General features: G+C 66.9%; 18 protein-coding genes. 6 read left to right on the forward strand and 12 right to left on the reverse strand.

Annotated features, from left to right (window positions below):
- Window positions 1-59: 59 nt before the first annotated feature.
- The 6 genes from IV112_RS07370 to fliF form a co-directional block, all read right to left on the reverse strand.
- The gene (locus IV112_RS07370) at window positions 60-1,070 is read right to left on the reverse strand and encodes a flagellar hook-length control protein FliK (protein WP_304002373.1); all 1,011 of its coding nucleotides are present in this window, start codon (window positions 1,068-1,070) and stop codon (window positions 60-62) included.
- A gap of 68 nt (window positions 1,071-1,138) precedes the next feature.
- Window positions 1,139-1,576 carry a flagellar export protein FliJ gene (fliJ, locus tag IV112_RS07375; RefSeq protein ID WP_029143785.1) on the reverse strand — a complete coding sequence of 146 codons (438 nt, stop codon included), beginning with the start codon at window positions 1,574-1,576 and terminating at the stop codon, window positions 1,139-1,141.
- An 80-nt stretch (window positions 1,577-1,656) separates the two neighbouring features.
- Entirely contained in the window at window positions 1,657-3,129 is a 1,473-nt protein-coding gene (fliI, locus tag IV112_RS07380; RefSeq protein WP_304002376.1) for a flagellar protein export ATPase FliI, read from the reverse strand.
- The gene (locus tag IV112_RS07385) at window positions 3,122-3,808 is read right to left on the reverse strand and encodes a flagellar assembly protein FliH (RefSeq protein WP_304002378.1); all 687 of its coding nucleotides are present in this window, start codon (window positions 3,806-3,808) and stop codon (window positions 3,122-3,124) included. The genes fliI and IV112_RS07385 overlap by 8 nt, the downstream gene beginning before the upstream one ends.
- 31 nt (window positions 3,809-3,839) lie before the next feature.
- Window positions 3,840-4,832, reverse strand: a complete 993-nt coding sequence (gene fliG, locus IV112_RS07390) for a flagellar motor switch protein FliG (RefSeq protein WP_304002380.1) — start codon at window positions 4,830-4,832, stop codon at window positions 3,840-3,842.
- Window positions 4,825-6,549, reverse strand: coding sequence for a flagellar basal-body MS-ring/collar protein FliF (gene fliF, locus IV112_RS07395; RefSeq protein WP_304002383.1), 1,725 nt, complete (start codon window positions 6,547-6,549; stop codon window positions 4,825-4,827). The genes fliG and fliF overlap by 8 nt, the downstream gene beginning before the upstream one ends.
- A 197-nt stretch (window positions 6,550-6,746) precedes the next feature.
- On the opposite strand from fliF, the gene IV112_RS07400 reads away from it, so the two are divergent.
- The 6 genes from IV112_RS07400 (at window position 6,747) to IV112_RS07425 (ending at window position 13,334) form a co-directional block, all read left to right on the forward strand.
- Window positions 6,747-7,955 (forward strand): sensor histidine kinase, encoded by a 1,209-nt coding sequence (locus IV112_RS07400; protein WP_304002385.1) that lies wholly within the window; start codon window positions 6,747-6,749, stop codon window positions 7,953-7,955.
- Window positions 7,952-9,358, forward strand: a complete 1,407-nt coding sequence (locus tag IV112_RS07405; RefSeq protein ID WP_304002387.1) for a sigma-54-dependent transcriptional regulator — start codon at window positions 7,952-7,954, stop codon at window positions 9,356-9,358. The genes IV112_RS07400 and IV112_RS07405 overlap by 4 nt, the downstream gene beginning before the upstream one ends.
- A 127-nt stretch (window positions 9,359-9,485) precedes the next feature.
- A complete protein-coding gene (gene fliE, locus IV112_RS07410; protein WP_019917450.1) occupies window positions 9,486-9,809 on the forward strand; it encodes a flagellar hook-basal body complex protein FliE in 324 nt (107 codons plus the stop codon).
- A 334-nt stretch (window positions 9,810-10,143) separates the two neighbouring features.
- Window positions 10,144-10,941, forward strand: coding sequence for a PEP-CTERM sorting domain-containing protein (locus IV112_RS07415; RefSeq protein ID WP_304002390.1), 798 nt, complete (start codon window positions 10,144-10,146; stop codon window positions 10,939-10,941).
- A 34-nt stretch (window positions 10,942-10,975) separates the two neighbouring features.
- Entirely contained in the window at window positions 10,976-11,890 is a 915-nt protein-coding gene (locus tag IV112_RS07420; RefSeq protein ID WP_304002393.1) for a PEP-CTERM sorting domain-containing protein, read from the forward strand.
- Between the two features lie 88 nt (window positions 11,891-11,978).
- Entirely contained in the window at window positions 11,979-13,334 is a 1,356-nt protein-coding gene (locus IV112_RS07425) for an MBL fold metallo-hydrolase RNA specificity domain-containing protein (RefSeq protein WP_304002395.1), read from the forward strand.
- A 41-nt stretch (window positions 13,335-13,375) separates the two neighbouring features.
- On the opposite strand, the gene IV112_RS07430 is transcribed toward IV112_RS07425, so the two are convergent.
- From IV112_RS07430 to IV112_RS07455, 6 genes are all read right to left on the reverse strand, one after another.
- Window positions 13,376-13,819 carry a response regulator gene (locus IV112_RS07430; RefSeq protein ID WP_304002398.1) on the reverse strand — a complete coding sequence of 148 codons (444 nt, stop codon included), beginning with the start codon at window positions 13,817-13,819 and terminating at the stop codon, window positions 13,376-13,378.
- Window positions 13,800-14,996 carry a sensor histidine kinase gene (locus IV112_RS07435; RefSeq protein WP_304002400.1) on the reverse strand — a complete coding sequence of 399 codons (1,197 nt, stop codon included), beginning with the start codon at window positions 14,994-14,996 and terminating at the stop codon, window positions 13,800-13,802. The genes IV112_RS07430 and IV112_RS07435 overlap by 20 nt, the downstream gene beginning before the upstream one ends.
- 335 nt (window positions 14,997-15,331) lie before the next feature.
- Window positions 15,332-16,216, reverse strand: coding sequence for a DUF4394 domain-containing protein (locus IV112_RS07440; protein WP_304002403.1), 885 nt, complete (start codon window positions 16,214-16,216; stop codon window positions 15,332-15,334).
- Window positions 16,217-16,336: 120 nt separating this feature from the next.
- Complete coding sequence (locus tag IV112_RS07445) at window positions 16,337-17,089, reverse strand: flagellar brake protein (protein WP_304002405.1); 753 nt, start codon at window positions 17,087-17,089, stop codon at window positions 16,337-16,339.
- 57 nt (window positions 17,090-17,146) lie between these two features.
- On the reverse strand, window positions 17,147-17,449 hold the full coding sequence (locus IV112_RS07450) for an EscU/YscU/HrcU family type III secretion system export apparatus switch protein (protein WP_304002408.1): 303 nt from the start codon (window positions 17,447-17,449) through the stop codon (window positions 17,147-17,149).
- Entirely contained in the window at window positions 17,449-18,690 is a 1,242-nt protein-coding gene (locus IV112_RS07455; RefSeq protein ID WP_304002411.1) for a flagellar hook-length control protein FliK, read from the reverse strand. Before IV112_RS07455 ends, IV112_RS07450 begins: the two co-directional genes overlap by 1 nt.
- Window positions 18,691-18,694: the final 4 nt, after the last annotated feature.

An 18,694-nucleotide genomic window follows, 5' to 3' on the forward strand; every position in this document is an offset into this window, starting at 1 on the left:
GTTTTTTGCTCGACAGGTGCATCCCGACCTTTGCGGCTGCCACGGATTTCGGGGGGCAGTCAGGCGAACAGATCGACCAGACCGGTGCCGCGCCGCGCGGTCTGGCTGACCGCGAGCTCGCCGCTGTCGCGACCACGCTGGCCGCGCTGTTCTCCGCCCTGGCCTTCGCGCGAGGGCTGGTCGCTGCTGACGTTCGCCTCGCCCAGCGAAATACCGCCTTCGGCCAGCATTTCACGCAGACGGGGCATGGCCTGTTCGAGCGCTTCACGCACCAGCGGATTGGCCGATACGAATTGTGCAGTGCTGAGGTCGGAGCCGATCTCCAGCGTGATTTCGATGCGACCCAGATGCGGCGGCGTCAGCACCAGTTCGGCCTTGCTCATGCCCTGATCGGCCAGCCAGCTGATCTGGTGGCCGACGTCGTCGGCCCAGCCCGGCTGGCTCACCGGCGTGGCGACCGTCATCTCGGTCTTCGGCTGCTGGGCTGCCGCCATATGGGCGCGGAAGTCGGCGTGCTGTGCCTGCTGCATCGTGCCGGTGGTGTTGTCGGCGAAGGCGTCGGGCAGCACGTCGGCAGCGAGGTCGAAGTCCGGCAGCGTTTTGCCGTCTACCTCCACGTCGCTGCCGGCCTGGGCGGCAATCCCTGCCGCCAGCGGGTCCGCATTGCCCTTTGCCGCTTTGCCGCCATTGCCGCCGGTGAGGTCGGACAACGCCGTCGTGGCTTCGCTTTCGCTCGAAGCCGCCGCTTTCAGCGCGTCGGCCAGCTGCAGCACAGGTGTCAGCAGCAGGCCGGCGGCGAGCATGTCGGCGCCGCTCTGTGGGGTTTCGGTGGTGATCAGTTCCTGCGCGTCCTCGTCCGGCTTGATGGCGTCGGCCATCAGGTCGGCCAGCAGCTCGGGCGGAAGTTCGCGCCCCTGTCCGCTGGCCAGCAGGTTGTCCTTGAGCAGGTTGGCGAAGGCGGCGGCGTCTTCGCCGCTCAGTTCGCCAGCAATGCCGCGGATCTCTCCGACCGGGCCGGACGTGGCGAGCGGGTTCGATGAAGTGGGCAGGTTAAGCGTCGGTGCCGGCATGGTGATCTCTCCTGTGACGGAGGGACCACAGCACTATCCGTGCCAGTTGCCGGCAAGGGTGGAGCAGTTCAGTCGTCGTTGACCTGACGGCCTGAACGGTCGTCGTTCACCCGCTGCTCGGCACGTGCCTGTTTGCGGGCGACGCCTGCGTGGTGGCGGTCGGACAGCGTTTCGAACGCCTTGACCCGGGTACGCGTGTCCAGCCACTCGCGCTGGCCTGCTTGGGCGAGATCGCGTGAGCGCTCGACCTGACGCTGCTGGTGACAGATGGCGTCATCGATGCGGGCAAGGAAGGCGCGGTAATTGGACCACTGGTTGGGCGTCAGGCCGCTGCGTGCAGCTGCCATGAACTGGCCCTGGTACTCGTTGCGGTACTGCTCGAGCATGTCGAGCTTGCGCGTGTTGTCCTGTTCGCTGGCCATCAGCGCAGCCAGCGCACGGGCGGCTTCGTCCATGCGCGTGACGCTGAGATCCAGGATGGATTGGAGTCGGAATTGTTCAGCCATGACTTGAAAGCATCGTTCCGATCATCGGGGCCGGGCGTGATCCAGATCACGCATTTTCGGCCAGTGACGGATTTTTGCAATCATGGCGTCTGACCGAAGATCTGGTGCAGCTTCATGACCGCATCCTCGTAGCCTTCGCGCTCGTCCATGCGCTGCTGCAGGAAGGCCTCCAGCGTCGGGAACATGTTCACCGCCTGGTCCAGTTGCGGGTCGGAGCCGGGGGCATAGGCGCCGACGGCGATCAGGTCGCGTGCACGCTGATAGCGTGACCAGTAGCCCTTGAAGCGGCGCACCAGATCGAAATGACTGGGTTTGACCAGGCCGTGCATGGCGCGCGATACGGACTGTTCGATATCGATCGCCGGGTAGTGGCCGGAGTCGGCCAGCTGGCGCGTGAGCACGAAGTGGCCGTCGAGGATGGCGCGTGCCGAGTCGGCGATCGGGTCCTGCTGGTCGTCGCCTTCGGCCAGCACGGTGTAGAAGGCGGTGATCGAACCACCACCTTCCGGGCCGTTGCCGGCGCGCTCGACCAGCTGTGGCAGCCGCGCGAACACGCTCGGCGGGTAACCGCGGGTGACGGGCGGCTCGCCGATGGCCAGCGCGATTTCGCGTTGCGCCATCGCATAGCGGGTCAGCGAATCCATGATGAGCAGCACGTGCCGCCCCTGGTCGCGGAACCATTCCGCCACCGTCGTCGCATAGGCGGCACCTTGCAGCCGCATCAGCGGGCTGGTGTCGGCAGGTGCTGCGACCACCACCGAACGCTTCAGTCCGGCGGCGCCGAGAATCTGTTCGATGAATTCCTTCACCTCGCGGCCCCGTTCGCCGATCAGCCCGACCACCACGACCTCGGCGGAAGTGAAGCGCGCCATCATGCCCAGCAGCACCGACTTGCCGACGCCGGAGCCGGCGAACAGGCCGACGCGCTGGCCGCGGCCGACGGTGAGCAGCGAATTGATCGAGCGGATGCCGGTGTCCATCGTGCGCTTGATCGGCTCGCGCAGCAGCGGGTTGACCGCGCGGCTGGCGACCGAGCGCGAATGGCGGGTGACGATGGGCCCCATGCCGTCGAGCGGACGGCCAGCGCCGTCGACCACGCGGCCGAGCAGGGCATCGCCGACCGGCAGGTGCTTGGCGCGGTCGGAGGCGCGACGTCGCGGCTCCAGCCGCTCGGTCGGTGTTGGTCGTTGCGGAGCGGTTTCGAGCGGGATGACCTGGGCACCCGGTGCGAGGCCGACCACGTCGTCGGTTGGCATCATGAACAGCTTTTCGCCGTTGAAGCCGACCACCTCCGCTTCGCAGCTGTTGCCGCCCGGCACCATGATGCGGCAGCCGGAACCCAGCGGCAGTTTGAGGCCGGCCGCTTCCATCACCAGACCGTTGATGCGGGTCAGGCGACCGGCGTGCTGATACGGATTGACGCGTCCGGCGAGCGTGCCGCAGTCGGTCAGGAAGCCGGACCACTTGCGCACATGCACATTCGGTTTGCCGGCCGCCTCCGGTTGCTCGTCCGTGCTGTCCGCGCTGTCCGGCTCCAACGTCGATTCAGTCATGTTCCAGCCACTCCGCGCCATCGACCAGCGATTCGACGATGCGGTCCCAGCGCGTCGGGACCGTGGCGTCGATCTGGCTGCCGCCGGATTCGACCTTGCAGCCGCCGCGCGCGATGGCGCCGTCCTCGAAGATGCGGTGGCCGGCGTGCGTGAGCTGGTCGCCGATATGGCTGCGCACGACCGAGGCGTCTTCGGGGTTCAGATAGATGGCGGTGTGCTGGTGCGGCAACTGGTTGATCGCTTCGCGCACGACGGCGACCACCACCTCGGGATTCACACGTATGGTCTGGCGCACGACGTTGCGCGCGATTTCGACGCCGAGGTTCAGTACCTCGCGGGCGATCGAATTGTCCAGTGCGGCGAGCGCCTCTTCCAGCTGCTCGACCACGCTGTGCAGGCGCATCGCTTCCATGCGCACGCGCGCCGTGCCCTCCTCGTAGCCGGCGGCATAACCCTCGCGGTGCGCCTCCTGCTGCAGCTTCTCGATGTCGTCCGCGGTGGGAAAGCGGAAGGGCGCCGGCGTCTCGTCGTCCGTGTCGGCCGCAGCCGCCTCCTCCGGCGCCATCGCGGGGGGAGGCGCTGGGTCGGCGTCGACAGCCGGTTCGGGTGCCGGCGCAGGTGCCGACTCCGGCGTATCGAACACCGGCATCTGCCAGGCAGTGAAGGATTCGCTGTTCATCGTGCGCAGCCTGCCTCAGAGCGGGCCATCGTCAAAGCATTTCCTCGCCACCCTTGCCGCCCATGACGATCTGGCCTTCCTCGGCCAGACGGCGGGCGATCTTCAGGATTTCCTTCTGTTCGGCCTCGACTTCCGACAGCTTCACCGGACCGCGACCTTCGAGGTCTTCGCGCAGCGCCTCGGCGGCGCGCGAGGACATGTTCTTGAATATCTTCTCGCGCAACTCCGGCGAGGCACCCTTGAGCGACAGCACCAGCTGATCGCCGCTGACTTCGCGCAGCAGCGTCTGGATGCCGCGGTCGTCGATGTCCAGCAGGTTCTCGAACACGAACATTTCGTCGACGATCTTCTGCGCCAGATCGGCGTCGTATTCCTTCACCGCATCGAGGATGGCCGACTCGTTGGCGCTGCCGACGAAGCCGAGGATTTCCGCGGTGGCCTTGATGCCGCCCAGCGTCGTCTTCTTCATCTTGGCCGAACCCGACAGCACGCGCGACATCGCTTCGTTCAACTCGCGCAGCGCGACCGGCTGCACGCCGTCCAGCGTGGCGATGCGCAGCACGACGTCGTTGCGCAGCCGCTCCACGAAGAGCTTGAGCACTTCGGCCGCCTGGTCGAATTCCAGGTGGGTCAGGATGGTGGCGATGATCTGCGGGTGCTCGTTCTTGATCAGGTTGGCGATGGTGGCGGCATCGAGCCACTTCAGGCCCTCGATGCCGGCGGTGTCGGAGTCGTTCAGGATGCGCGACAGCAGGTGACCGGCGCGTTCCTCGCCCAGCGCCTTGGTGAGCATGTTGCGGATCAGCGTCTCGTCGGCCGACACGCGGCTGCCGGCGGCGGTCGCCTCGTCGAACAGGTCGAGCACGGCCTGCACCTTCTCACGCGGCACGTTCTTCAGTCCGGCCATCGCAGTGCCGATCTTCTGCACCTCTCGCGGGCCGAGGTGGCGCAGCACCTCGGCGGCGGCGTCCTCGCCCAGCGTCACCAGCAGCAGGGCACTGCGTTCGATTCCATCGTCATTCATCGCCGCTCACCCAGTGCTTGATCACTTCGGCCACCGCCTTCGGATCGTTCTTCGCGAATTCGCGCGCCGATTCGAGCTTCGTTTCGAAGTCGAGCTGGGCCCGCGCTTCCGGAGACATTTCGATCTGCGCCGCCGAGCCGCCGGCCAGAGCGCCCGGGATGGGCTGGCCGTTCTCGTCGAGTGTCACGTCGCGAACTTCCGGCTCGTTCTCGTCCGCTTCTGCCGGCGTGGTCAGATTGCGCACCAGCGGGCGCAGCACGCCGAGCAGCAGGTAGGCGGCGACGCCAGCGACCAGCAGATACTTCAGCAGTTCGCGCGCGAAGCCCATGGTTTCCGGGTCTTTCCACAGCGGCGTTTCGGGCGCTGCATCGACCACTTCGGTGAAAGGCGCGGAGGCGACATTGATCGTGTCGCCACGACCTTCGTTGAAGCCCATCGCCTCACGCGTCAGCGCGGTGATGCGCTGGATCTCCTCCTCGTTCAACGGCACCTGTACCACCTTGCCGTCCTTGTCGGTCTCGGTCTTGTGGTTCACCAGCACCGCCACCGACAGCCGCTTGATCTGGCCGACCGACTGGCGGACGTGCTGCACCGTCTTGTCGAGCTCGTAATTGGTGGTCGAATCCTTGCGCGTATTGATCGGCAGCATTGCCGGCTGGCCGTTGGCGCCTTCGACCGCCGGCGTGCCCGGCGCGGGCGGCGTGGTGACCGGCGCGGTGGCCGGTGTCGGCGGCTGGTTGGTCAGCGCGCCCGGCACGCCGGCGGCATTCGGCTGATTGGTTTCCGACTCGCTGAGCTGCTGGCTGCGAATGGCCGCGTTCGGCGTCGGGTTGGGTTTGTAGGTTTCCGCCGTCTGTTCGGCCTGGTTGAAGTCGATGTCGGCCGCCGTCTGCACGCGGTAATTGCCGCGGCCGACCAGCGGTTCGAGGATGCCTTCGATACGCCGTACGGTGGCTGCCTCGATCTCGCTCACATACTTCAGCTGAGTCGGGTTCAGCGACGCGTTGTCCTTGGCATCGCGGTTGTTCGACAGCAGATTGCCGTTCTGGTCCAGTACCGACACGCTGGTCGGCTGCAGCTGTGGCACGCTGGAAGCGACCAGATGCACGATGCCGCCAACCTGTTCCGGCGTCAGCGTGCGGCCGCCCAGAAGACTGACCACGACCGATGCCGACGGCTTCTGATCGTCGCGCAGGAAGGCGCTCTGTTTCGGGATGGCGAGATGCACGCGTGCGCCATCGACCGCAGCCAGCGTACCGATGGTGCGCGCCAGCTCGCCTTCGAGTGCGCGCTGGTAGGTCACCTGTTCGGAAAACTGCGACTGGCCCAGCTTCTGGCTTTCCATCAGCTCGAAACCGACCGAACCGCCGCGCGGCAGACCCTGCGCGGCCAGCTTCAGGCGGGTGTCGTGGACGAACTGCGACGGCACCAGGATGGCGTGGCCACCCTCGGAGAACTTGTAGGGCACGTTGCCCTGCTGCAGCGCGGCGACGATGGCGCCGCCGTCCTTGTCGTTGATATTGGAGAACAGCACCTCGTAGTCGGGCGTGCGGCTCCACAGCATCAGCCCGACCAGCAGCGCGATGGCCATCGCCAGCCCGCCGGCCAGCGCCATCTTCTTCTGCATCGGCATTTCGGCCAGCCGTTGCTGGGCCAGTGCCAGCGGCGTAGCCGGCGAGGCGGGGGCGGCGTTCGGATCGAGTACGGCGTCGGCCATGGTTCGTCTCTTGCAAGTTGCTCGAATGCCGGGTGTCGACGTACCGACACACCATCGAGGATGGGACGGATTCTCTGCCCCCCTCGCGCGTGGCGTTCCATGAATAAGGCGGGTTTTTGGCCGGCTGATTCCCGCCAATCCGTGGCTTGACGCTTGCTACGCTGGCACCGTCGATCAATTCACTGTCTACGACACGCATGTCAGAGCCGTCCGCCAGCGCCGCCGAACCGGCCCGCATCGCCCCCGAGGAGGCGGCGCGGCTGGCGGAAGCTTTCCGTCTGTTCAATGCCGCTTCGGCCGAACTGACCGAGGCCTATGGCGCGCTGGAAAAGCAGGTCGCCAGCCTGACCGAGGAGCTGGCGCAGGCCAACGGCGAACTGCGCCGTCAGTACGAGGAAAAGGCGCGCCTGACCGATCGGTTGAGCACGCTGCTGAACCAGCTGCCGGCCGGCGTGGTCGTGGTGGATGGTGCGGGTGCGATCGAACAGGCCAATCCGGCCGCACTGGACATGGTGGGCGCGCGCGCAGGTGCGGGTTGGGACAGCAGTGCCGCCCGGCTGCAGCCGTCGGACGCACCGGCCGAATGGGACTGCGTCGGCACCGACGGACAGGCTCGTCGGCTGTCGATGAGCGAGGCGCGGCTGGCCGGCGAGGATGCACGCATCGTGCTGCTGCACGACATGACGCGCCAGCACGCGCTGAAGATCGCCGCCGCGCGCAATGAGCGGCTGGCGGCGATGGGCGAGATGGCCGCCTCGCTGGCGCACCAGTTGCGCACGCCGCTGGCGGCGGCGACCTTGTACGTGGGTACGCTGATTTCGCGCGACATGGCGCCGGACGACGTCAAGTCGATCGCCTCGCGCGCGCAGGGCCGGCTGCGGCATCTCGAACGGCTGATCCGCGACACGCTGATGTTCGCGCGCGGCGAGGTGCTGGGCCGCGAAGCGATCGATGTGGCAGCGCTGGTCGACGAACTGCAGCACACGGTCGAGCCGGTGGCGCGCCAGGCCGGTGTGCGGCTGACGGTGGAGACGGCGTCAGGCAGCGTGTCCGGCGACCGCAAGGCGGTGGCCAGTGCGCTGGTGAGCCTGCTCGAAAACGCGGTGCAGGCTTGCGCCGACGGCGGCGAGGTGGCGCTGGCGGTCGAGGCGACCGAGGGCAGCGTCAGTTTCGTCGTGCGTGACAACGGTCGCGGCATCCCGCGCGAGATACAGGAAAGATTGTTCGAACCCTTCTTCACCACGCGGGAAGAGGGGACCGGGCTGGGGCTGGCGATCGCACGCGGCGTGGCGCGCGTGCACGGCGGCGACATCGAATGCGAGTCCGCGCCGGGCGCGGGCAGCCGTTTCACCTTGCGCCTGCCTGCGCAGACGCCTGAAGACGTAGTGCTGGAGAACGGGCAATGAGCGAGAAGCTGAACATCCTGGTGGTCGAGGACGAACCCAATCTGCGCGATGCGCTGTGCCTGGCGATCGAGTGCGCCGGTCACCGCGTCATCGGCGCCGCCGACGGCCCGCAGGCGCTGCGCATGATCGAGCGCAACACCGGTGAGCACGCGCTGAACCTGGTCATCACCGACCTGAAGATGCAGCCGATGGACGGTCTCACGCTGCTGCGCGAGATCCGCGCCCGCGAGCCGGTACTGCCTGTGCTGCTCATGACGGCTTTCGGCGACGTCGAGAAGGCGGTGGCGGCGATGCGCGCCGGTGCCTGCGACTTCCTGCTCAAGCCCTTCGAACCGGACGTGCTGCTCGCCCACATCGATCGCTACGCCGCGCCGGTGGTGGCACCGACCGACATGGTGGCGGAGGACGCCCGCACCCGTCAGGTGCTGGGCCTTGCGTCGCGCGTGGCGAAGTCCGAGGCGACCGTGCTGCTGACCGGCGAATCCGGCACCGGCAAGGAAGTGTTCGCGCGCTACATCCATCAGCAGTCGGCGCGTGCCGGCAAGCCCTTCATCGCAATCAACTGCGCGGCGATTCCCGACAACCTGCTCGAAGCGACGCTGTTCGGCTACGAGAAAGGTGCCTTCACCGGCGCCACGACCGCCCAGGCAGGCAAGTTCGAACAGGCCGACGGTGGCACGCTGCTGCTCGACGAAATATCCGAAATGCCGCTGTCGCTGCAGGCCAAGCTGCTGCGCGTGCTGCAGGAGCGCGAGGTCGAGCGCGTCGGCGGCAAGAAGCCGGTGCCGCTGGACATCCGCGTGCTGGCCACCAGCAACCGCGACATGGAAGCCGAGGCCCGCGCCGGCCGCTTCCGCGAGGATCTTTACTACCGGCTGAACGTGTTCCCGATCGCCATTCCGTCGCTGCGCGAGCGGCCGGGTGACATCGTGCCGCTGGCACGCCACTTTCTCGCGGCCTGCGCCAAGGCGCAGGGCAGGGCACTGAAGCTGGGCGAATCGGCGGCGGCAATCCTTGCCGGCCATGACTGGCCCGGCAATGTGCGCGAACTGGAAAACACGATGCAGCGCGCCGCCATACTGGCGCCGGGTGATGCGGTCGAGGCGGAGCACATCGTGCTCGGCAGCCAGCGTGTCGCGCCGCGTCCGGTGAGCGAACCGGCGCCGACCGTTGCTGCTGCGGCGCCGGTGCCCGCCGCGAACGATGCGCCGCCGAATACCACGCCGGACGCGCCGGTCAAGGTGAAATCGGTGCGCGACATGGAACGCGACCTCATCCTCGAAACGCTGGCCGCAGTCGGTGGTTCGCGCAAGAAGGCGATCGAGAAACTCGGCATTTCGGAACGCACGCTGCGGTATAAACTTGCGCGTTACAAGGCGGATGGTCTGCTGCGCGAAGGGTAAGTCGAGCGCTTCGCCTGCTTGGCCCGGTTATTGCAAGGAAATGGCTGAACAGGTCATGAACGCCGAAATTGCCCCGGCGGGCAGTCCGTAACCGGCATTTTTTGCCGGCGGGCACAGGAGAAACTGCATGAACACCAGCCTCAACCAGATGATTACCGAGCTGCGCTCGACCGCGCAGACCGCGGCGAACAAGCCGGTCGGCAAGGTCGATGCGGCGTCCGGCGGCGCCGACTTCGGCGAGGCGCTGAAGAACGCGATCGAACAGGTCAATGCGGCGCAGCAGGAAGCGCAGAAAATGTCGGAAGGCTTCATCACCGGCAGCAATACCGAAGCCAACCTGCAGGACGTGATGATCGCGTCGCAGAAGGCCAGCCTGTCCTTCCAGCAGATGGTGCAGGTGCGCAACAAGCTGGTGAATGCCTACCAGGACATCATGAACATGAGCGTCTGAGCGCCGAGGCGCACGACGTCGACAGGGACCGGCCGCAAGGCCGGTTTTTTTTCGCCCGGCTTGCGCCGGCACTCTCCTGCAATTGACAACAGTTCTCGTTTGAACGAAGCTCATCGAACCTGAGTGTCGGTTCTTCGCGCCGGCCGGGGTATTCCGGAACGACGCAACCGCATTGCCGTTCCGACCGCAGTTCCGCCAGCCCGTCGGCGTCCGCCGCCCCGCAAGCCTCCGCGTCCATCCGTCGCCAGCCGCGCTCGCCCTGGAGCCGCGTTGCCAGCCTCTTCGTCCTTCGTCGGTGGTGCACGCACCACCGATCCGATTGCAGAGGTATCCGATGTCAGTACCGATCAACGTGACGCTGCCGGCCGTTCGCGTGCTGCGGCGCACTGCCGCATGCAGCCTGATTGCGCTGTGCATGGCGGCACCGGCGTCCGCCGGCCACTTCCCGATGTACGCCGCCTGGGCACAGCCGGACGGGCCGGGCAGCGCCATCACGCTGACCTACAGTTTCAGCAATCTGCTCGACGGCAGTCTGCTCGACGGCGCGACCGGCGCGCCGCTGCCCGTGTCGCTGTTGCGCAGCGCGTTCGAACTGGCGCTGTGGGACTACGCCGCGGTACTGCCCATCCATTTCGTAGAGGTGAACGACGGCGGACCGCTGCCGGAAACCGGTGAGTACGACCCGACCGGGCTGGCCGACATCCGCGTCGGACAGGTGGCGCACATCGCCGACGCGAATGCCTATGCCTATTTCCCGTTCTCGCCGGACAGCGGTCTGGCCGGCGATATCGTGTTCAATGCCGGACGCTTCGGCAATGACTGGACGCCGCTCTGGTTCTACGCGGTCGCCCAGCACGAGCTGGGTCATTCGCTCGGCATGGGGCACTACGTCAACGACGATCCGGTCACGGTCGGACCCGCTGCATTGCTGTCTTACGAAGGTCCGGTTTTCCCGCTCGACGCGGCCACTCGCGCTGCGCTGCAGGGTGTGTATGGCGCAGGCGTCGGTTCGGTGACGCCGCTGTCGCCGGTGCCGGAGCCGGGCGCTGCGGCGCTCATGCTCGCCGGCCTGATCGTGTTGCGCGCGAGGACGCAGCGTCGCACATCGCGGGGGAGCGGACGTCATGGCTGAACGTGCATGCAGAGTTCACCGGCGGAGCGCTCGCATGGCGCTCGCCCTGGCGCTGTCCGCCGGCGTTCCGAATGCCGTGTCGGCACTGCAGATCGAGTTCGACTACCGCTACGACACGCGCGGCTTCTTCACCGATCTGGCGACCGGCGAGCCGCTGGCCGAGCGTCGCGCACTGCTCGACCTTGCCGCGTCGTTCTACGGTGGTTTCACCGACACGCTGACTGCCATCGCACCCGGAGCGGGTGACAACTGGTCGGTGTCCTTCGTGCATCCCAGCCTCGGCGGCCCGGGCGTGACGCTGGTGAACGAAACGATCGCCGCCGACACGCTGCGCATCTACGTCGGCGGCTCGCCGAGTGCGCCCGGCGTGCTCGGTTTCGCCGGCACCGGATCAAACCTGCAGGCCAGCGGTGACGCGGCTTTCGTCGATGCAGTGATGACACGTGGGCAGGCCGGCGTGGCGCAGGGGACCGACTACGCCACCTGGGGCGGCTATATCTGGTTCAACGCCAGCAACGACTGGTACTTTGGCGCGGACGCCGGCGGTCTGACTGCCGGTCGGCCCGATTTCCTGACCACTGCGACGCACGAGATCGGACACATCCTCGGCTTTGGCGAGGCTGACTCCTGGTACGCCAATGTCGATCCGGACAGCGGACTGTTCGTCGGTGCGAACGCGGTCGTGGCCTACGGCGGTGGCGTGCCGCTGGACCGCTACGGCAGCCACTGGGCCGAAGGTACGTACAGCCTGCGCGACGGCGTGCTGCAGGAAACGATGATGGATCCGAGCACGCCTGCCGGTGAGCGCCAGCTGCCGACTGCGCTCGACTATGCCGGTTTCGCCGACATCGGCTGGCAGGTGTCGGCGGTGCCGGAGCCGGCCGGCTGGGCGCTGCTGCTGAGCGGTGTCGGCATCGTCGCGGTCGTGCGGCGACGTCGGCCTGCCTGAAGCCGGGCGCAGGTGAGCGGACGCGGGCGTTGCTCTCATCCGGCACGCAGGTGCGGCGTTACACTGACCGCCGGAGGAAACGTCCATCATGAAAATCCGCTTTCTCGGCGCGGCCGGTACGGTCACCGGTTCGCGCTACCTGCTGACGCATGGCGGTCATCGCCTGCTCGTCGACTGCGGCCTGTTCCAGGGCGTGAAGAACATCCGCAGTCGCAACTGGAAGCCCTTTCCGATCGCGCCGCGCGATATCGAGGCGGTGGTGCTGACGCATGCCCACCTCGATCATTCCGGCTTCCTGCCACGACTGATGCGAGAGGGCTTTCGCGGCCCGGTATGGTCGACTTCGGCCACCCGCGAACTGGTCGACATCCTGCTCGAAGACAGCGCCCATCTGCAGGAGGAGGACGCCCGTCACGCCAACCGCTACGGCTACAGCAAGCACCACCCGGCGGAGCCGCTTTACACCTCGGACGACGCGCGGCAGGTGATGAAACAGTTCCGCAGCGCGGGTTTCGACGAGCCGGTGGAGATCGGGCCCTTCCGTATCACCTTCACGCGCGCCGGCCACATTCTCGGTGCGGCCAGCGTGCGCGTCGACTGCGCCGGTCGCAGCATCACGTTCAGCGGCGATCTCGGGCGTCCGGACGATCCGGTCATGCACGCGCCGGACCGTCTCGCCGCCACCGACTGGCTGGTGCTCGAATCGACCTATGGCGACCGCCTGCACCCGGACGAAGATCCGTACGAAACGCTGGCCGGCATCGTGAACCGCACCGCTGCGCGCGGCGGTACCGTGCTGCTGCCTTCGTTCGCGGTCGGTCGTTCGCAGGCGCTGATGTACCTGCTGTCGCGCCTGATGGACGAACACCGCATCCCCGAACTTCCGGTCTTTCTCGACAGCCCGATGGCGATCGACGTGACCGGCGTGTTCCGTCACTTCCGCAGCGAGCATCGGCTGACCCAGGATGCCTGCGACCGGCTGCATGCCATGGTCACCTACACGCGCTCGCCGGAGGAGTCGGAAGCGCTGGCGTCCAACCGCTACCCGAAGATCATCATCGCCGGCGCCGGCATGCTCAACGGCGGCCGCATCCTGCACCACCTGATCGCCTTCGGAGCCGACCCGCGAAATGCGGTGGTGATCGCCGGTTACCAGGCCGAAGGCACGCGTGGCGACGCGCTGCTCAAGGGCAAGCGCAGCCTGCGCATCTTCGGTCGCGATGTACCGATAGCCTGCGAGGTGGCGCAGGTCGAAGGCCTGTCGGCGCATGCCGACTGGAAGGAAATACTCGAGTGGCTGCGTCCGGTCGATCGCGCCCCGCAGTGCGTGTTCGTCACGCACGGCGAGCCGGTCGCCGCCGACAGCCTGCGGCAGAAGCTCGAGCACGAACTCGCCTGGTCGGCGCAGGTCCCGGAGCAGGACGAAGAGTTCGACCTTGACTGAACAGATGCCCGTCGGCCGAGATTGGAGCCTTGCCGCGGTGCTCAGAGCACCGGCGGCGGTTCGTTGATCAGCGCCCAGAACACGCCCATCTGCGTCACCGTGCGCGAGAACTGATCGAAATCGACCGGCTTCACGACATAGGCGTTGATGCCCAGGCTGTAGCAGCGACGCAGGTCGGGGTCTTCCTTCGATGAACTCATGATGATGACGGGCAGCGCACGCATGTCTTCGTCGGCGCGCAGTTCGGTCAGCATTTCGATGCCGTCCATGCGCGGCATGTGCAGGTCCAGCAGCACGAAAAGCGGCACCTCGCCGCTGCGGTCGGCGTAGCTGCCGCGCTTGTAGAGGTAGTCCAGCCCTTCCGCACCGTCGCGTACGACGACGATCTCGTTCGCCAGATTCAGCACGCGCAGGCCGAGCAGCATCAGTTCGACGTCATTGTCGTTGTCATCGACGACAAGGATTTCACGCAAGTGCAGCGACATCGTTGGCTCCCGTAGGGTGGGTGGCGTCGGCCGGGGGTGGGTCGGATGGGGTGGGAAGGGTGAAGTGGAAGCTGGCGCCCTGACCTGGCACGGCCTCCGCCCAGATGCGGCCGCCGTGCCGATCGACGATGCGCTTGACGTTCGCAAGTCCGATGCCGGTGCCTTCGAATTCGGCGGCGTGATGCAGCCGCTGGAATACCCCGAACAGCTTGCCGGCGTATTTCATGTCGAAGCCGGCGCCGTTGTCGCGCACGTGGAAGGTGTATTGGCCATCGTTGTCGCGCTCGCATTCGATGTGGATGCGAGCCGGGTTGCGGCCTCGCGTGTACTTCACGGCATTGGCGATCAGGTTGTAGAACACCTGGAACATCAAGGTCCGGTCGGCGCGAATGCGCGGCAGCTCACCGATGCTGATATCGAGCTCGCGTCCGTCGAGTTCGGGCGCCAACTCTTCCAGCACGTCGTCGACCAGGGCGCGCGTATCGCAACGTTCGAGATGCATCTCGGCGCGGCTCGCGCGGGAGAATGCAAGCAGTCCTTCGACGATGTCGCTCAGATGCCGCACCGAGGCGCGGATGCGCTGCAGATAGCTCAGCGAGGCCGGTTCGGTGTCGATGACGCCGAGGCGATCGCCGAGTACGCGCGCAAAACCGTCGATGTGGCGCAGCGGGCCACGCACGTCGTGCGCGATGGCATAGGACACTGCTTCCAGTTCCTCGATCTGCAGGCGCATCCTTTCGTTCATCGCCTGCAACTGCGCTTCGGACTGTTGCCGGCGCTCGATTTCGGCCCGCAGTTCCTCGTTTGCGCGACGCAGGCTGTCGGGCGAGGGCAGGGCGAGCGCCAGTGGAATCAGTCGCCACAGCAGCACTGCGGTGGCCAGCGACACCACCGCGGTGAAGGCGCGTATCCAGCCGTCCAGCCAGAAATCGGGGTTCCACAGCGTCCACACGTCCATCACGTGGGTCACGCCGCAGGCCATGATGAACACGCCGAACATGACGAAGGCCGACCGGAAGCCGAGATCGGCACGCCTCCGCACGAACACCCACAGCGTGACCGGTATCGTGAAGTAGGCCAGCGCGATCAGCGTGTCTGACAGCACGTGCAGCAGCAGCAGATCGCGTTGCCACGAAAAGCAGTAGCCGTGTGGAAGAAGGGTGTTCAGTTCCGTCATGGTGCTGCCGCTCCGAAGACGTCGCGCATCGCCCGAACGCTCGCGTTGACGAGCGCACTATAGCCCGCGCACTACCGGAGGCGTGCGCGTTCACCCATCAGTGTGGTCGGTCGCTGTGACAGCGTGATGCGGCACGGGGTTTCCGTGCGGCCAGGGTCGGGGCGGCGAGTCTGGATCTCGCGGTGTACGAGCGGTGCTGACCGGGCACGGGCGCAGTGCGCTCGCAGCGTTTGCTGCGACTGCGGTGGAGCGCGACAAGGAGCGCGCCCAGCCTCACGCCGGGCGGGAGGGCCCGGCGTGAGGCTGGGTCATGGTGATCGCCGGTCGGTGGCGATTCAGACGCGTGGCATGCGTCGGCGTGCGATCGCACCGATCAGCCCGAGGCCGGCCAGCAGCATCGCGTAGGTTTCAGGTTCGGGTACCGGCGCCATGAACGGCGCCGAGGTCAGGCCACGCAGGTTGGCGTTGAGTGCGCCATTGAAGGTGGCCAGCCCGGTCATCAGGTTGATCGAATAGAGACCGCTGTCACCGTTGTCCAGCGTCAGAGCGGCCCAGCCCATGCCCATCGCGTCGATCTCGAAGCCGTTGGCACCGATCACGTTGCCGGCAACGCCCAGCGATCCGACCTGGCTGATCGTCGGCGCATTGAAGGCGCCGGGTGCGAAATGCAGCGTGTCGGTCGCCGTGTCGATGTAATACAGCGCCGTGCTCGCCGGGCCACTGGATTGCGAAGCATCGGAGTTGGTGTAGGCGACGGCCGTGATGCCGCCCGGGATGACGCTGGCGGCGTTGCCGACCACGCCGGTGTTCGCGTTGATGGCCAGGTTGCTGCCGGTCTGGCTCACCAGGCGCAGCGAGGCTGCGCCGGCGAAGTCGGCCACCGGGTTGAAGTCGATGCCGTAGGACAGCGACGGATTGACCAGCGGGATGTCGAGCGCCGACACGAAGCTGGCGGCACCTGTCGTGACGTCCAGCGTATAGACGCGATTCAGGCTGCTGACGCCGTAGATCATGTTGTTGCTCGGGCGCAGGTCGATGCCGAGGATGCGTTCGCCACTGCCCAGCCCGGTGATGGACATGAAGCTGGCGCTGCTGGCGTTGCCGCTGCTGAACATGCCGATCTGGTTGCCGGTGGTGAGACCGACGAAATCGGCTGCGTGGGCCGCGGTGCCGGACAGAGTGAGGGCGGCGGCGAGGACGGTGAGGGTGCGTGCTGACATGTCTGACCTTTCCTGAAAAAGTAGGGGAGGACGCGTCACCAGAGTGAGTCGTCACCCGCTCTACACAGGAGGGGGCCGCATGGATGCAGCTGTCACCGAAAATTCATCCGGCCGCGCCGGTCAGATTTCGCGCGCGTTGCGCTCTCTTTCCATGCGCAGGATGTAGCGCTGGATCAGCGCGTCGGCGGCACCGGGCAGGCCGATGAACTGGCAGCCCGCACGCAACTCGCTGCCGCCGCGCTCGGTGACGCGGAACATGTTGCGCACCTGCAGCGTCGCGGTGATGGTGCCGATCTCGGGCAGCGTGATCTGGCAGTTGTCGATCACGCTGTCGACCTTCAGTTCGACGCCGCTCGGCGGCGCGACGACGGCCAGACCGCCGCCGGAAATGTCCACCACGGTGGCTTCAACCATGCGCCCCTCGCCGTCGCCGGCCGGCAACAGACAGCGCAGCGGCGGGTTAGGCGGCAGGATGAGGCGGTAGTAGTCGCGCCGCTGCAATCGCAGCATGCGCGTCGGGAAGGGGATTTCCAGCGCCGGATGACCTTCGTGCTCGATTGCGGCGCACTGGCCGACCATGAACTGCACCTTCACCTTCTCGAGCGAGGTCAGGAACACCAGTGGCGACGCCTTCACCGCCTGTTCGAGTTGCGCCGGGTCTCGCGGTGCGTCCAGTACGACCACGCCGCGTGCGTCGTCGACGGCCAGTACGGCGGTCAGAAAGGGGTCGGGCGCGCGGCCGGCATAGACGGACAGATTGACGCGGCGATCCCGCATGGCGCGCAGGTAAAAGGCGATATCGGTCTGGCCGTCGAGCACGTAGCGTGCGAAATCGTCTGCTTCCAGCAGATCGAACCGGATGTTCTCGGTCATTGGGTACATCCCTGTCTATGGGCAATCACCCGGTGCGGCGGCGCACCGGGCACGAATTCAATCAGATGGCAGTTTAACGGCTGGCGCAGGAACGTCGGTCATTCCCTTCTCGATGCGGTAGATCCAGGCCAGCAGTTCGGCGACCGCGACATAGAGTTCGGGCGGAATGCGCTGGTCCAGATCCAGTCCCATCAGCAGCGACACCATCTCCCGCGATTCATGCACGAAAACGCCCGCTTCGCGCGCGCGGCGGATGATTTCGTCGGCCACCATGCCGCGCCCCTTGGCGACGACACGCGGCGCGGCGTCGCCGGCACCGTAGGCGAGCGCAACGGCCTGGGCGCGCGGAGAGGTGTTCATCAGACGCTGCTCTCGCCGTCGTCGGGCAGGGCGGCAAGCGCCTCGTCCAGCTGGCTGAAGTTCACGCTGCCCAGGCGCAGTCCGGCATCGGTCATGCGCTGCTGCAGGTCGAGCAGAGCGGTGCCCATGCGCAGGCGTGCATCGTCGTCGGCCGATATGCCCAGCGTCAGTCCATGGTCCTTCCACAGCGTGAGCGAGGTTTCGACCTCGCCCAGGCCCGGCAGGACCAGCCGTACCCGGGATGTCCACGGGACTTCCGGCGTGCTGTCACCTTCGGTGCCCGGTTCGCCATGACGCTGAGGCTCAGGGTCGTCGATCTCGATCTTCATCGTCTGCCCCGGCCAGGCCAGACCTTCCCAGGCCAGCGTGTGCTGGGACAGGCCGAGCAGCTGGTTCTGCACCAGCGGCCGCAGTTCGGCGGGCGGGCCGGTATCGGCCTTGGCCGCTTCGGCGCGTTCGCGCACGCCGGTGTCGCTGCGCAGGGTGCCGGTGTCCGGCATCGATTCGTCGTCGGCGCGAGCGCTGATCGTGCTGTCTGCGACCTGTCCGGGTTCCGGCGTGTCGTCGGTCGCTGCCGATTGCGCGACTGGCAGGCCGGCGCGTGGCGCCGGTTTCTCGGGGTCGAAGGCGCGCTGCGGCTCGGCTGCGGTCGATTCGAGCGGCCGTTCGCCACTGACCCACTGCGCCTGATGCGATTCGTAGAACAGCCCGCTGGTGCCGATCGCCTGCGCCAGACGGCTGGCGATCTGCGGTGTGGCGTCGTTTTCGAGCGTGCCGGTGGCCGCGCTCAGCATGGCGGCCGGATCTATCATCGGCTTTCCACTGGCGAGTCGGGTCGGCTGCGGCTCCGGACCGTCGAGCAGTCCGGCGATGGTGCGGGCCGGCACGCTCAGGCGTACCGGGCTGCCGGCATTGTCAGCCGGCGCATCGCCGTCGGTCGGCGCCGCGTTGTCACCGTCGAGCGTGGCCACCAGCGTCTGTGCGCTGCGGGCCACGTGCGTCAGCGCAACGGTACGGCCTTCGGGAATGGTCTGCGGCAGGCGCAGGGTGACCGTCTGTCCACCCACGTCGGCGCGGGCCAGACCATCGCGTAGATTCTGCAGGATGCGTGCGGTGTAGCGTTCGCCCGGCTCGAACTCGGGCAGCTGGTCGGAAAGCGCAGCGATCGGGCCGGTGGTCTGGACCGATTCGCGCGTCAGCGCCGCCAGACGCTGTGCGAGCCCTGGCAGCAGGTTGTTCATGGTG

The sequence above is a fragment of the Methyloversatilis discipulorum genome, from assembly GCF_018780585.1.
GTDB classification, from domain to species: Bacteria; Pseudomonadota; Gammaproteobacteria; order Burkholderiales; family Rhodocyclaceae; genus Methyloversatilis; species Methyloversatilis discipulorum_B.